Raw genomic sequence first — 14685 nt, forward strand, 5'->3', positions numbered from 1 at the left:
TTCAGGAGGTTAACCCAATGTTTAAAAAAAGCTTTTTACTACTGGCTTCATCCCTTCTTTTCCTGTCATTTTTATCAGCCTGCAGCAGCGAAAAGAGCACCACTGCCGAAAGTGACGGAAAAATCCAGGTTGTCACTACCTATTCGATTGTGTATGACATTGTAAAAAATGTAGGCGGGGATTTGGTTGAGATTCATAGCCTGGCACCAATCGGCTCTAACCCCCATGAATATGACCCGCTTCCTGAGGATGTGCAAAAAACAACAGATGCTGATGCCGTATTTTATAACGGCCTGAATCTCGAAGCCGGAAACTCATGGTTCAACAAGCTGATGGAAACGGCCGGAAAAGATGGTGAAGATGCGCCGGTCTTTATGATGAGCAAAGGCGTTGAAGCGAAGCACTTAACAACAAAGGGCAAAGAAAGTGAAGAAGATCCTCATGCATGGCTCGATATCCGCAATGGAATCAAATATGCGGAAAATGCCAGAGATGGACTGATTAAAGTAGACCCAGACAACAAAGAGGTTTATGAAAAGAATGCGGAAGAATATATCGCAAAGCTTCAGAAACTGCATGATGAAGCGGTCGAACAATTTAAGGAAATTCCCGAAAAAGAACGGGTTCTCGTCACAAGTGAAGGTGCATTTAAATATTTCAGCGAAGCCTATGGATTCCAGGCAGAATACATCTGGGAAATCAATCAGGAAAACCAGGGAACACCAGAACAAATTACAAGAATTGTCGATATCATCAATGATAAAGGCATTACAGGATTGTTCCTGGAAACCAGTATTGACGCAAGAAGCATGGAAGCTGTATCTGATGAAACCAATGTGCCGATCATGGGAAAAGTGTTTACCGACTCCCTGGCAAAACCGGGTGAAGACGGCGATACGTACATCTCGATGATGGAATGGAATATCAAAACCATTAAAGAAGGCTTGACGAAGTAATTCCAGCAAGCAGGTGAAATATGTGATCGCCATTCGGATAAAAAGATATATTCTCGAAATTTATATCTTACAGGAAGCACATGGCCATGCGACCATTTCCGGCATCGCCAAGAAATTGAATGTAACCGCCTCGGCAGCATCTAAAATGGCCGGAAAGCTTAAAGAGGACGGTTACATAGACTTTCAGCCCTATGGAACAGTTACTCTGACAAAACCGGGTGAAGAAATGGGCAAAAAGCTGTTCGAGGATCATCTGGTTTTAATGGATTTTTATCAAATCATTGGGGTTGAAGACAAACTGATCCGGCAGAAAGTCAGAGAAGTGGAAATGCATCTGGGATCGGAAGTTATTTTTAAAATTAAGGGTTTTTTAGAAGAACATAAGAAAAACGCTTGAGATGTTCAACAACACTCAAGCGTTTTTTTCCTATTCTATTTGTCATTCTTTTAACTGTTCAATTAATCAGGCAGTTCTTTTCCACATACTCTCCATGTTCTCAAGGGTCTTCCCTTTCGTTTCAGGTACGAACTTCCAGACAAAAATGGCTGAAAGGACACTCATCAATCCATAGAAGCCGTAAGTTAAGCCGCCGCTGAATTCCATCATCATCGGATAGGTCGATGAAATGAAATAGTTTGCGGCCCATTGTGCTGCAACAGCAACTGCAACGGCCTGTCCACGGATTTTGTTCGGGAAAATTTCTGAGATCAGTACCCAGCAAATCGGTCCCCATGACATCATGAAAGAAGCTGTATAAACGATAATAAAAATTAACGTACCCATGCCGATTATATTGGAAAAAGCCATTCCGGCAACACCAAACATCCCGATTGCCATTCCAATGGATCCTGTAATTAATAATGGCTTGCGTCCCCACTTATCCACCGTTAAAATGGCCACCACTGTAAAGATGACATTTATAACACCCATAACAATCGTCTGCAGCATTGAGGCATCCTTTGCTGCTCCCATGCTTTCAAAGATACGCGGTGCATAGTAGAGAGCCACATTAATTCCGACAAACTGCTGGAATACAGACAGCAGAATTCCTATAACAATCACTAATTTTCCATACGCAAACAGCTTTTCTGCTGGAACATTTGCTGAGGCGGTTACCGACTTTTTGATTTCACCCAGGATCGTTTTTGCCTCGCTTGCACCATTAATTTTCGTAAGGACTGCTAAAGCCTTATCATCGTGATTTTTAATGGCCAGGTAGCGTGGTGTTTCCGGAACCAGGAGCAGCAGCAGACCAAAAGCAAGGGCCGGGATAGCTTCTGATGCAAACATGTACCTCCAGCCAACCTCATTGATCCATTCCAATGGACGGCCGCTGGCAATGCCCCAGTTGACAAAGTACACGACAAGCATTCCGAAAATGATCATAAACTGATTGAATGAAACCAGGCGTCCGCGGATATCGGCAGGTGCAATTTCACCGATATACATCGGAACAATGGCTGACGCAAGACCAACCCCAATTCCGCCAATAATGCGGTAAAGATTAAACGTCAGCAATAACGAGATGGTCGGTTCCCCTTTTGTGAAAAATAAAAATTCAGGAAAAGCAGACCCTAAAGCAGATAAGAAGAATAGGACAGCCGCAGCAATCAGCGAATTTTTCCGGCCAAACTTCGACGCAAAATAACCGGATATCAAACCGCCAATAATACAGCCAATTAAGGCACTGGAGGTTGTCGCTCCATGGGCCAGCGACCCTAATCCCAGACTTTCGATCAAATAGATTTCCAGTGACTTTTCAGCTCCTGAAATAACAGCCGTATCATACCCAAAAAGCAAACCGCCTATCGCAGCAACCAATGTAAGTGAACCAATATAAAGAGAGTTCCGATTCTGTTTCATAGTTTGTTAAAGACAGATTTGAACCAGGTATAGCGCTTACAATTTACTATTTTCAAATCTATCTTTACTCCTTTCTATTCGAAATGATTAAACAACGAGAAACTTGAAACTGGTACTTGTTTTATAGACCTCATTTTTCTCAAGGATAATAGAAGGAAAATGTTCATGATGAACAGCATCAGGCGGACATTGAGTTTCGAGACACAGCCCCAAATGCCTTTTTGACTGAACACCCCTGATTTTAAAATCGTTTCCAAGCATGTTTGCTGTATATAAAACAACACTCGGCCTGTCCGTTTCCACAGCCAGTTTTCGTCCGCTTGCAGAATCCGTTACAGTCATTTCACCTGTATTTAATAGAAATGGATGGTCATAGCCTCCGCCCGCAAGCAGGTTCTGCTGATGTCCGGACCTTACGCCTTCTTTGATTTTCTTCCCGGCTCTGAAATCAAACGGGGTATTTTCCACATGTATGAATTCCCCGGTAGGAATCAATGTTTCATCAAGCTTCAGAAAGTGATCACTTTTTATTGTCACCTCGTGCTCAAGAATGTCCCGCTTTAAATCCCCGCTCAGGTTAAAATAAGTATGGTTTGTCAGATTGATGATCGTTTTTTTATCAGTTGTCGCTTCATAACTAATGATTAGTTCATTCTCATTGTTCAGTGTATAGTTTACTGTTGCCTCAAGTGTCCCGGGATACCCTTCTTCTCCATCCGGACTTATATAGGAGAACCTGATATTTGCCTCATTCAAGCCCTTTTCGGCGGACGAGTCCCAAAGCACCTGGTGAAAACCTGCTCCTCCATGAAGATGGTGTTCCCCATCATTTTTAGGCAGACTGTACACAGTTCCATCAAGAGTGAAGCTTGAGCCTGCTATCCTTCCGGCCACCCTTCCGATAATAGCGCCGAAGAATGGTGAATGATTTACATACTCTTCAAGTGTGTCAAAACCCAGGACCACATTCTCTATATTCCCTTCACGATCAGGTACAGATATCCCGGTAATGATTCCCCCGTAGTCGATACACGATACGCTCATTCCATGATCATTGCTGATTGTATAAGATTTAACACTGTGTCCATTCAACTCGCCATAGATACTTTCTGTTATGTTCATGACCTTCTCCCCCAAGGCAGCTTACTTTTTCCTGAAACCGGCCAATCCCTCATTCAGTTTCCTGGTTTGTGCATAAACCTCTTTATATAATTGGTAAAGCTCCTGATATATTTTAACGTTTTCAGGTATCGGCACATACGATTTTTCATATAAAATGAAGTCATCCGCACACGCTACCAGAGATTCATACCAGTTGCATCCGTATGCCGCTAGCATAGCCGCACCTACAGCAGGGCCTTGCTCACTTGAAAGCTTTACAATGGTGCTGTTAAAGATATCTGCCTGTATTTGCAGCCACGCATCACTTTTGGCTCCGCCGCCAATTGAAATGACGGTATCTATCTGCTTGCCGCTTTCCCTGAATATTTCAATCGATTCATGTAATGAAAAGGTGATTCCTTCAATGACCGATCGAACAAAGTCGTTCCGGTTATGTGAAGTGTCCATGCCGATAAAGCTTCCCCGAATCTGCGAATCTGCATGTGGCGTGCGCTCCCCCGCGAGATATGGTGTAAACAAGAGACCGTTCGAGCCAATCGGAACCTCACTTATTTCACTCAGCAGAGTGTCAAATGATTCCATTTCTGCAAACGTTTCTTTAAACCAGCTCAAACTATGTCCCGCTGACAGGGTTACCCCCATTGTGTAGTAGGCATTTTCTTCACCATGATTAAAATAATGGACCTTTCCCTGAAAATCCTTGTCATTTTGTTCTTCATAGGATAAAACGACTCCGGATGTGCCAATGCTGCATAATGTTTTGCCTTCTGACAGAATTCCTGAACCGATCGCACCGCAGGCATTGTCTGCTCCTCCGGCAAATACCTTTGTTGAAAAAGATAATCCCGTCTCCTCCGCAATCTCTTGCTTTAACGTCCCTACACATTCACGGGATTCAACTAAAGGCGGACATATATTCACATCAATCCCGGTTAGCCTGCACATCTCTTCACTCCACATTTTCCCGCCAACATCCAGCAGCAAAGTGCCCGCTGCATCACTGTATTCACTATGAATCTTTCCAGTCAGTTTAAAACGCAGATAATCTTTAGGGAGCATAAAGACAGCTGCTTTTTCAAATACTTCCGGCTCGTGCTGCTTCACCCAAAGCAGCTTCGGTAAAGTGAAGCCTTCCAGAGCCGGATTTTTAGCAATTTCAAGGAGACGCTCCTCTCCAGCCATCTCATAGATCTGCTTACATTGCTCTGTCGTCCGGGTATCATTCCACAGGATCGCATTGCGCAGTACCCTATTCTCTTCATCCAGAAGGACCAGTCCGTGCATTTGTCCTGAAAAACTGATTCCCTGTATGTCTTCCTCATCTCCATCGAAATGTTCTGTAAGTTCTTTAAGAGCATCGACTGTTTTATTAACCCATTCGGCCGGATCCTGTTCACTGTAACCGGACTTTTCATGAATGAGCGGATAAGATCTGGAGACTTCGCTGCACACTTCTCCGTTTTGATTCATTAGTAATACTTTTACCGAGCTCGTGCCAAGGTCAACCCCGATTACATATTTCATGATTGATCATCCTTTAGATAGTGAAATGTATGCTTAGCTTTGTTTTTAAAAATGTACTGGGGCCATTTAGGGTTCCCAGTACATTTACACTTTTCTATTAAACTCTTAAGCTTTTACACTCGCATAGGCTTCGAGAATGTATTTATTTAAAACAGCCTTTAACTGTTCCTGTCTTCCGGATTTGTTTTCAATCTTTTCAAGCCCAAGAGCATATTTCTCAAGCTTATGGAAGTCAGTTTTTCCTTCAACGATCTCCAGGCCGATGCCTTCTGTATAGCTGCTATATCTGTCAGCAATGAAGTTGTCCAATACTCTATCTTCAATTAAACGCTGAGCCACTTTCGCACCAACCGCAAATGTGTCCATACCTGCAATATGAGCATAGAACAGATCTTCAGGGTCAAATGAACCTCTTCTCACCTTCGCGTCAAAGTTTAAGCCGCCTGTTCCAAGACCGCCATTTTTAAGAATTTCAACCATGGCAAGTGATGTGGAATAGATGTCTGTCGGGAATTCGTCCGTATCCCATCCGAGCAGGGTATCTCCCTGGTTGGCATCCACAGAACCAAGCATTCCATTTATGCGTGCTGTATGCAGTTCATGCTCAAATGTATGGCCGGCAAGGGTTGCGTGGTTTGCTTCAATATTGAATTTGAAGTAGTCTTTTAAGCCGTAAGATTGCAGGAATGATAAACTGGTTGCCACATCAAAATCATATTGATGTTTGGTAGGCTCCTTCGGCTTAGGCTCGATTAGGAATTGGGCATCAAATCCAATTTCATTTGCATAATCGATTGCCATATGGAAGAAGCGCGCAAGATTGTCCTGTTCAAGCTTCATGTCCGTATTCAGCAGTGTTTCGTACCCTTCGCGGCCGCCCCAGAAAACATAGTTCTCAGCACCAAGCTCCTTGCCAATTTCAAGTCCCTTTTTCACCTTTGCAGCAGCATAAGCGAATACATCAGCATTTGGAGCTGTCGCCGCCCCGTGCAGCCAGCGCGGATGTGAAAACATATTAGCGGTATTCCATAATAGCTTCGTTTTGCTTGATTTCATATATTCTTTAATCATGCTCGTAATCTCATCTAAGTTCTTAAACGTTTCGCTTAATGAATCCCCTTCAGGTGCAATATCCGCATCATGGAAACAGAAGAATGGTACATTCAGTTTTTCATAGAATTCAAAGGATGCTTCTACACGTGCCTTCGCCAGATCCATTCCGGAAAACCTATCATATGAACGAATCATCGTGCCCTCTCCGAAAGGGTCATTTCCCCCCGCCGTAAACGTATGCCAGTATGAAACTGCAAAACGCATTAGGTCTTCCATTTTTTTGCCGTTGATCATTTCTTCAGGATTATAATATTTAAAAGACAATGGATTAGTAGAATCTGGACCTTCGTATTTTACTCCACTCACATTTTTGAAATAGTTCATTTTCATTCCTCCATTTTTTACAGATTTTTCTGTGTGTTATCGCTTTCATTTGATCACAAATTGATTTTAACACCATAAACTTAGTTTGTCTATTGAATGAACTAAGTTTTATTTTTAATTTTAATTATGGTATAAATGGAATATGATTGTAATAGACAAAGAAATTGAGAATTTGAGGAGAAAAATAATGACTTGGAATCAGCAGCTGGTAAAAATAAAAAACAAATCACGTGTTCTGCAGACGATCATCGACCAATCCCCTATTTCACGGGCAGATATCGCACAGCATTTGGGACTGACTAAAGGTACAGTTTCCTCGTTGGTCAACGAGCTGATAGAAGAAAAAATCTGTTCCGAAACAGGGCCAGGCAAATCGAGCGGCGGACGGCGCCCTGTGATGCTGCTCTTTAATGAAAAAGCTGGGTATGCGATTGGAATTGATTTAGGGGTTAACTATATTTTAGGTGTCATGACTGATTTATCCGGTAATATTGTGAGCGAACATTTGAAGCATATGAATAGCATGAGGTACGAAGAAACCATTCTTGTTATAAAAGAAATCATTCAATCCCTATTGGACTCTACCCCTGAGAGCCCCTATGGTGTGATCGGAATCGGTATTGGCGTACCGGGAATCGTTAATAAAGAAGGCAGCAACATCCTGCTTGCCCCTAATCTGGGCTGGACAGATATCAATTTAAAGGATGAAATTGAAACAGAGTTTCACCTTCCTGTCATTATCGACAACGAAGCGAACGCCGGAGCATATGGGGAAAAGCGTTTCGGAGCAGGGAAAAACTTCGAAAATCTCATATATGTAAGCGCTGGAATCGGCATCGGCGTCGGCTTTATTTTACAAAACAGCCTTTACCGGGGAGCTGAAGGATTTTCCGGTGAAATGGGCCATATGGTGATTGATATCGATGGAAAAGAATGCAGATGCGGCAGCAAAGGCTGCTGGGAATTGTATGCTTCTGAACAGGCATTGCTGAACCAGGCAAACTCAAAACATGAGGATCTGAACCTGGAGTCATTAGTTGACATGGCGGAAGAAGATGAGGAAGTAAAGGATTTATTCCGTCAAATCGGCCGTGGCCTCGGCATTGGCATAAACAATATCATCAATACCTTCAACCCCGAGCAAATCATCATTGGCAATCGCTTAGCCATTGCAAAAGAATTATTGCACGAATCGATTATAGAAGTTGTCGAAAATCGTTCCTTAAGATTTAACCAGCAAAACCTAAATATTACATTTGCTGATTTATCGATTTATTCAGCAGCACTTGGGGCTTCTGCTTATGCTACTGAGAACTTTTTGAACTCGGATTTGCGGGAAAACTTGAATAAATAGACTGCCGGATCGGTCTTTATGTAAATATATAAAAAGAATGTCCTGGATGTGTAAGGGACATTCTTTCTTTGTATGACCCCTCTTTAGGGCCTGTACCCGTATGCAAACGAAAATAAAATAAGGAAAAACATAAACAGCAAAGCAGATGGAATCAAACTAATAAGAATTAGAATTTTAGCCTTCCTGCTATGCGATTTGGTAAACCACTTATAATAGACGAATATCAAAATAGCTGCTAAGGGCAAAAACAGGTAATTCGCGATAGTATCAACCCATCCGGAATTCTGGTCCCAATAAGCATCAGGCACTGGGGATATTCCTTCGAATTCCTTATCAATCCTATTTTTTACGGTTATAAAATAATAGGAAACGACTATATAGTAAGCGACAATGACGCTTTTTACCCACCAGACAATATACTTGCTGAAAACGACAATGATACAGATAAGAAGCAGTGTAATGAAAAAGCCAGTGTATTGTTCTATTTTGAAAAACCCCCTAAAAAGGATCTGCCTCATCTCAAATACCCGATAAAGAAAATGGCCATTGAAAAAGTTCATGGCCATTTGATCTATTATGCTTCTTCCTTACAGATGCTGTGCCGTAACCGAACGCTCACATTCCAATATTCCTGCCGGCGGTCCCTCGTACAGGATTTCACCGCCCCCTGCACCTCCATCCGGACCTAGATCCACGATCCAGTCACTTTTCCGGATGACATCCAGGTTATGTTCAATGACGATAACGGTATTGCCCTTTTCCACCAATTTATAAATTATTTCCAAAATATTGGCGACATCGGACATATGCAATCCCGTTGTCGGTTCATCCAGTATATAAATATTGCCTTTTGTATTCAATTCCTTTGCCAGCTTAAGTCTTTGACATTCGCCTCCTGACAAAGTGGTCAGCGGCTGTCCGAGTGACAAATAGCCCAGACCGACTGTGTTAAGTGCTTTGAGTTTTCTCTGGATGTCTTTTGCATCAAAAAGCTCCACAGCGTCCGCTACAGACATTTCCATAATCTCAACAATATTTTTATCCTTATATAGATACTGCAGCACGTCCTGCTTAAATCGGCTTCCGTGGCATTCACTGCATTCGACTTCCATTGTATCCATAAAGGATAAGTTGATCTCAACAGTCCCGGTGCCTCCGCATGTTGGGCATCCACCGATTGAATTGTAGCTGAATAATCCGCTCTCCACTCCATTTGCATCAGAGAATGACTTGCGGATAGAATTCATAATGCCGGTAAAAGTGGCCGGATTGGACCGGATGTTGGCATGGACCGGACTTTGGTCAATACGGATAGCGTCCGGGAAATCTTTTGCAAACACTTCATTCACCAGTGTACTTTTTCCGGAACCTGCTACCCCGGTAATCACCGTAAATACCCCTTTTGGAACAGAAAGACTCACATTCTTTAAATTGTGCAGCGTGCTTTTCCTGCTTTCCATAAAATCAGAGACCGGGCGCGGATTTGTGTTCAGCTCTGCACTGCGGTTTAAATAATTGGCAGTCAATGTATCAGAAGATAAGAATTCCCCGTAACTGCCTGTATACATGATCTCTCCCCCGTTTGTCCCCGCATGTGGCCCCACATCAACGATATGGTCAGCAATATGGATGACATCCGGATCATGCTCTACAACTAACACGGTATTGCCTCTGTCCCTTAAGCGGACCAGCAATTCATTTAACCGGTGGACATCTCGCGGATGCAGGCCGGTGCTTGGTTCATCAAATATGTACATAAGGCCTGTTAAGTTGCTGGATAAATATTTAACCATTTTCACCCTTTGGGATTCACCGCCCGATAAGGTTGGCGTTTCCCTCGTCAGATCCATATAGCCCAAACCAATATCACACAGATTTTGCAGACGTTCCATGACCCCGTCAGCGATTGGCTTTGCTTCAGGTGAAATGATTTTTGGAAGAGTATGAATAAGCTGATCCAGTTGCATGGATGTCAGATCATAAATGGAATAGCCTTTGATCTGGGATGAAAGCACCTTTTCGTTGTACCGCTTTCCTCCGCAGGAAGGGCAAACAGTCATCGTGCTGAAGGTCTTCAGGAGCTTCTCACCCGTTTTAGACGTCTCTTTGTCCCTCTTCACATGCTGGCGCATAAATTTGACGGCCAGACCCTCATAGGTGGCATTCATATCATTATTCATATAACTGACAGTCACTTTTTCCGGTTCAGCAAAGACAAGCTTATTAAACTCATCTTCCGTATAATCCTTAATTTTCTTATCAGTATCGAAAAATCCAGATTCCGCATATGCCTTCCATTGCCATGTTCCAGGTCCAAAGCCCGGAAGCAGAATAGCACCTTCATTTAAGCTTTTTTCTTTATCAAGAGCAGCATCCAAGTTGAGTGTAATAATTCTCCCAATCCCTTCACATGTCGGGCACATGCCGCTGGGATCATTGAAAGAATAGGCGTTGCTGTACCCTATATGAGGTTCTGCAAACCGGGAGTATAACAGTCGAAGAAGAGGATTAATATCTGTAGCGGTTCCAAGTGTGGATCGGGCATTTCCCCCGAGCCGTTTTTGATCAACAACAACGGCAGTAGAAAGATTGTTGATTTCATCTGCTTCCGGGCGGCTATATCTCGGAAGAAAAAGCCGCTGAAAACTGCTGTACGTCTCATTCAACTGCCGGCCTGCCTCCTGGGCAATCGTATCAAACACGATGGATGATTTACCGGAACCGGAGACACCTGTAAAAATCGTGATTTTTCCTTTTGGAATCTGCAGATTAATATTCTTCAGGTTGTTTACTCTGGCATTCATAATTTCGATGAATTCCTGCTTCACACAATCAGCTCCTTTTCATTTCATTTTTCGTATGTATGTCATTTGCGCGGAGGATTATCATACCAATAGTGGGAAGCAAATTGCAATAATATTCTTTAATTATTTTTGATTTTTTAGGAAAACGCGGTCTTCCCCTGGGACTCAGTTTGTTGCTCCAGAGTGTTTGATAGATTATTAAAGTTCTTTAATTAAACTCTAAGTTTTTAAAAATAAAAACGGTTCCCCTATCTAAAAGGAACCGTTTTCCTGCCTACTTTACCTCAATTACATATGGGAAGACAAAAACCTCTCCATCAAACTGGAATTCTGCCCAGATTTTATAGATTCCCGGATTTGTAAACTCTGTTTCAAACAATGGTTCGTTACCCTCAAGCGGGTGAACATGAATATAGTTTTCCGCCTTTTCATCAAGAATGACCACATGTCCCAATGCACCAAGATATTGTTCAGGAACTTCCCCATTTAAATTAAATTTCAGCTCAATTTTTTCATTTACCTTGAATGAAGAAAGAGCTAATGATGCAGAATGGCCACCAATTTGCTTGGATAGATTGCTATCAGGCTGAAGGGAATTGTGCTCGTGATCTCCGTGATCTTCTCCTATTTTAAAAGGAACAGGCTTTACATTATAAGCCAAGTCTTTTGGCTTTATATCAATAAAAGCCTTATATTCACCTGGTTTTAGGTTGTGCTTCACCTTAAAAATACCAGGCTCATTCGTTTCAGGATGTAAATGTTTGTACTCCTTCAAGTCTGAACTGACAACGATTAAATGAAGGAGCTTTTCATGGTTTACTTCTAAATCGGAAACAATTTCTCCTTTATTATTTTTTAAGGTGATAATGATTTCTTCATTTTCGAGTTGGATTAGTGGCTGAACATCACCTTCCACACTGGTTTCTGATTCATGTTCATTGTGGCTATCATCGTGTCCGCTATCTTCTTCACTTGCTGCATCTTTAGTTTTTTCATCATTATTATGTGCCTCATCGGTATGACTCACTTCTTCTGCACCTGTTTCCGAAAAAGAGCTGTACGCATAATATGCCCCCATAACAACAAGCAGATAGGCAATTGCTGAAACCACCCATTTTTTCAAATTAAATCACCTCTCTAATTTTACTCTTTGCAGGCGAAGTGCATTAAGCACGACAGAAACTGAACTGAATGCCATTGCTGCCCCTGCAAGCCAAGGAGCTAGGAATCCTACTGCTGCAATCGGAATGCCAAGTGAATTATACGCCAATGCCCAGAATAAATTTTGCTTAATATTGCGGATTGTCTTTTTACTCATTAAGATGGCATCAGCGATACTATTGAGATCCCCTCTAATGAGCGTAATATCCGCAGCCTCCATCGCAACATCCGTTCCGGTTCCAATCGCCATGCCAATATCGGCTACTGCCAAAGCCGGTGCGTCATTAATTCCATCACCAACCATCGCCACCTGTTTCCCTTGAGCCTGCAGTTTTTTCACTTCATCAGCTTTGCCTTCAGGAAGCACTTCCGCAATTGCCATGTCAATTCCTACTTGATTTGCAATCGATTGTGCGGTACGTTTGTTGTCACCTGTAATCATAATCACTTCAAGACCAGCATCCTTCAAACGTTTAATCGCTGCTTTTGACGTTTCCTTTACTGTATCAGCCACAGCTATGATTCCAATAAATCCTCCGTCAACTGCGACAAGCATGGCAGTCTTTCCGTTATCCTCGAGATTTTCCATCTTTCCTATCATGGAATCAATAGAAATATTAAATTTATTCATTAGCCTTCTTGTTCCAATTAGCAATTCACGTCCATTCACACTCGCTTTGATTCCGTACCCCGGAATCGCTTCAAATTCTTGTGCGTCCTGCAAAGAGATATTCTTTTCTTTAATCCCCTGCACAATTGCTTCTGCCAATGGATGTTCAGACTGTCTTTCCGCTGAACCTACTAATGTAAGAAATGTTTCTTCATCCATATTTCCTTCAATTAAAATATCAGTTAATACGGGCTTGCCGTTTGTCACTGTACCCGTTTTATCTAAAATGACAGTAGTAATTTTATGTGTTCCTTCAAGGTGTTCGCCGCCTTTAAACAACACTCCATATTCTGCCGCACGTCCAGACCCTGCCATGATAGATGTTGGGGTTGCTAGACCAAGCGCACACGGACAAGCAATAACAAGGACGGCAATAAGTTTTTCAAGGGCTTCACCAAATTCACCGGGACTGACCCATAAATACCAGATTAAGAAAGTAACAACTGCAATTCCAACAACAATTGGGACGAATATACCCGAGATTTGGTCCGCTACCCGTTGAATAGGGGCTTTAGATCCTTGAGCTTCTTCAACGACTTTTATTATCTGGGCTAAGGCTGTATCTCTTCCGACCTTCGTTGCTTTCACTTTTAAGAACCCGTTTTTATTGAGTGTTGAGCCTATTACCGAATCTCCGATTGATTTACTGACAGGGACACTTTCACCCGTTAACATCGATTCATCCATTGCGGAGCGGCCTTCTACAATTTCACCGTCAACGGGTACTTTCTCACCCGGTTTAACATAGACGATATCCCCAACAACTACTTCCTCGAGGGGGATTTCCATTTCACTTCCATTCCGTAACACTGTAGCTGTTTTTGCCTGAAGGCCCATTAGCTTTTTAATTGCTTCTGAAGAGCGGCCCTTGGCCCGAGCTTCAAATAATTTACCTAAAATAATTAAAGTGATTAAGACAGCACTGGTTTCGTAATACAGCTCCACCATATGTGCATTAGACCCAATTGATTGAATGGATTGATATAAGCTGTAGAAAAAGGCAGCTGATGTTCCTAAAGCCACCAGCACATCCATATTGGCACTTTTATTCCGAAGGGCCTTATAAGCACCTACATAAAATTGCTTACCTACAATAAATTGTACCGGTGAAGCAAGAGCCAGCTGTACCCAGGGATTCATAAACATAACCGGGACATAAATAAAGGACGTAAATTCAAAATGCCCGACCATCGACCATAATAATGGAAGGGATAGAATCAATGAAAAAATAAATTTCCCTTTTTGTTTCTCCACTTTCAATGCCCGGTAATCAGCAGTATCTTCACTATCCTTCTTTAATTTTGCTTCATAGCCAATTTTTTCAACCTTGTTGATCATGTCCTGAATGCTGACTTCTGAAGGATTATATTCTACAGTTCCTGTTTCGAGCGCCAGGTTTACCGTCGCGCTTTTAACACCATCCAGTTTGTTTAACCCTTTTTCAATGCGGGTGGCACAGGCTGCACATGTCATTCCGATTAAATCAAATTCGGCTTTTTCTTTCACAACATCATATCCAAGGTCATGAACCTTCTTTTCAAAATTCGCAACTTCCGTGACCTCCGGATTATACAAGATTGATGCTTTCTCTAATGCTAAATTAACATTTGCACTCTCGACGCCTTCCATTTTATTTAAGCCCTTTTCGATGCGGGTGGCACAGGCTGCACATGTCATCCCAGAAATGGGTAATTGAACTTCTTTCAAGGCTGCACTACTCATCATTTCACTCCTTTACCTTGTCGGGGATAGATAGAAATAAATTCCTTTATACTCATATACTATACCCCTCT

11 protein-coding genes are annotated in these 14685 nt (G+C 42.3%); 3 read left to right on the forward strand and 8 right to left on the reverse strand.

The window, feature by feature from the left end; genetic code table 11:
• The first annotated feature begins 17 nt into the window (after window positions 1–17).
• Window positions 18–956 carry a metal ABC transporter solute-binding protein, Zn/Mn family gene (locus CHI10_RS04250; RefSeq protein ID WP_095243086.1) on the forward strand — a complete coding sequence of 313 codons (939 nt, stop codon included), beginning with the start codon at window positions 18–20 and terminating at the stop codon, window positions 954–956.
• Between the two features lie 22 nt (window positions 957–978).
• Window positions 979–1353, forward strand: coding sequence for a metal-dependent transcriptional regulator (locus tag CHI10_RS04255; protein WP_095243087.1), 375 nt, complete (start codon window positions 979–981; stop codon window positions 1351–1353).
• A 66-nt stretch (window positions 1354–1419) separates the two neighbouring features.
• On the opposite strand, the gene xylE is transcribed toward CHI10_RS04255, so the two are convergent.
• The 4 genes from xylE to xylA form a co-directional block, all read right to left on the reverse strand.
• Entirely contained in the window at window positions 1420–2820 is a 1401-nt protein-coding gene (gene xylE, locus CHI10_RS04260; protein WP_095243088.1) for a D-xylose transporter XylE, read from the reverse strand.
• An 87-nt stretch (window positions 2821–2907) separates the two neighbouring features.
• On the reverse strand, window positions 2908–3942 hold the full coding sequence (locus CHI10_RS04265) for an aldose epimerase family protein (RefSeq protein WP_095243089.1): 1035 nt from the start codon (window positions 3940–3942) through the stop codon (window positions 2908–2910).
• 21 nt (window positions 3943–3963) lie between these two features.
• A complete protein-coding gene (xylB, locus tag CHI10_RS04270; protein ID WP_095243090.1) occupies window positions 3964–5466 on the reverse strand; it encodes a xylulokinase in 1503 nt (500 codons plus the stop codon).
• Between the two features lie 105 nt (window positions 5467–5571).
• A complete protein-coding gene (gene xylA, locus CHI10_RS04275) occupies window positions 5572–6903 on the reverse strand; it encodes a xylose isomerase (protein ID WP_095243091.1) in 1332 nt (443 codons plus the stop codon).
• A 187-nt stretch (window positions 6904–7090) separates the two neighbouring features.
• On the opposite strand from xylA, the gene CHI10_RS04280 reads away from it, so the two are divergent.
• Window positions 7091–8257, forward strand: a complete 1167-nt coding sequence (locus tag CHI10_RS04280) for an ROK family transcriptional regulator (protein WP_095243092.1) — start codon at window positions 7091–7093, stop codon at window positions 8255–8257.
• Between the two features lie 83 nt (window positions 8258–8340).
• Here the strand turns inward: CHI10_RS04280 and CHI10_RS04285 are convergent, their stop codons facing one another.
• The 4 genes from CHI10_RS04285 to CHI10_RS04300 form a co-directional block, all read right to left on the reverse strand.
• A complete protein-coding gene (locus CHI10_RS04285) occupies window positions 8341–8823 on the reverse strand; it encodes a hypothetical protein (protein ID WP_095243093.1) in 483 nt (160 codons plus the stop codon).
• A 21-nt stretch (window positions 8824–8844) separates the two neighbouring features.
• A complete protein-coding gene (locus CHI10_RS04290; RefSeq protein WP_095243094.1) occupies window positions 8845–11085 on the reverse strand; it encodes an ATP-binding cassette domain-containing protein in 2241 nt (746 codons plus the stop codon).
• 250 nt (window positions 11086–11335) lie between these two features.
• Window positions 11336–12184 (reverse strand): hypothetical protein, encoded by an 849-nt coding sequence (locus CHI10_RS04295; RefSeq protein WP_095243095.1) that lies wholly within the window; start codon window positions 12182–12184, stop codon window positions 11336–11338.
• A 6-nt stretch (window positions 12185–12190) separates the two neighbouring features.
• Window positions 12191–14614 (reverse strand): heavy metal translocating P-type ATPase, encoded by a 2424-nt coding sequence (locus CHI10_RS04300; protein ID WP_095243096.1) that lies wholly within the window; start codon window positions 14612–14614, stop codon window positions 12191–12193.
• Window positions 14615–14685: the final 71 nt, after the last annotated feature.

Source organism: Bacillus sp. 7894-2, assembly GCF_002272225.1.
GTDB lineage: Bacteria > Bacillota > Bacilli > Bacillales > Cytobacillaceae > Cytobacillus.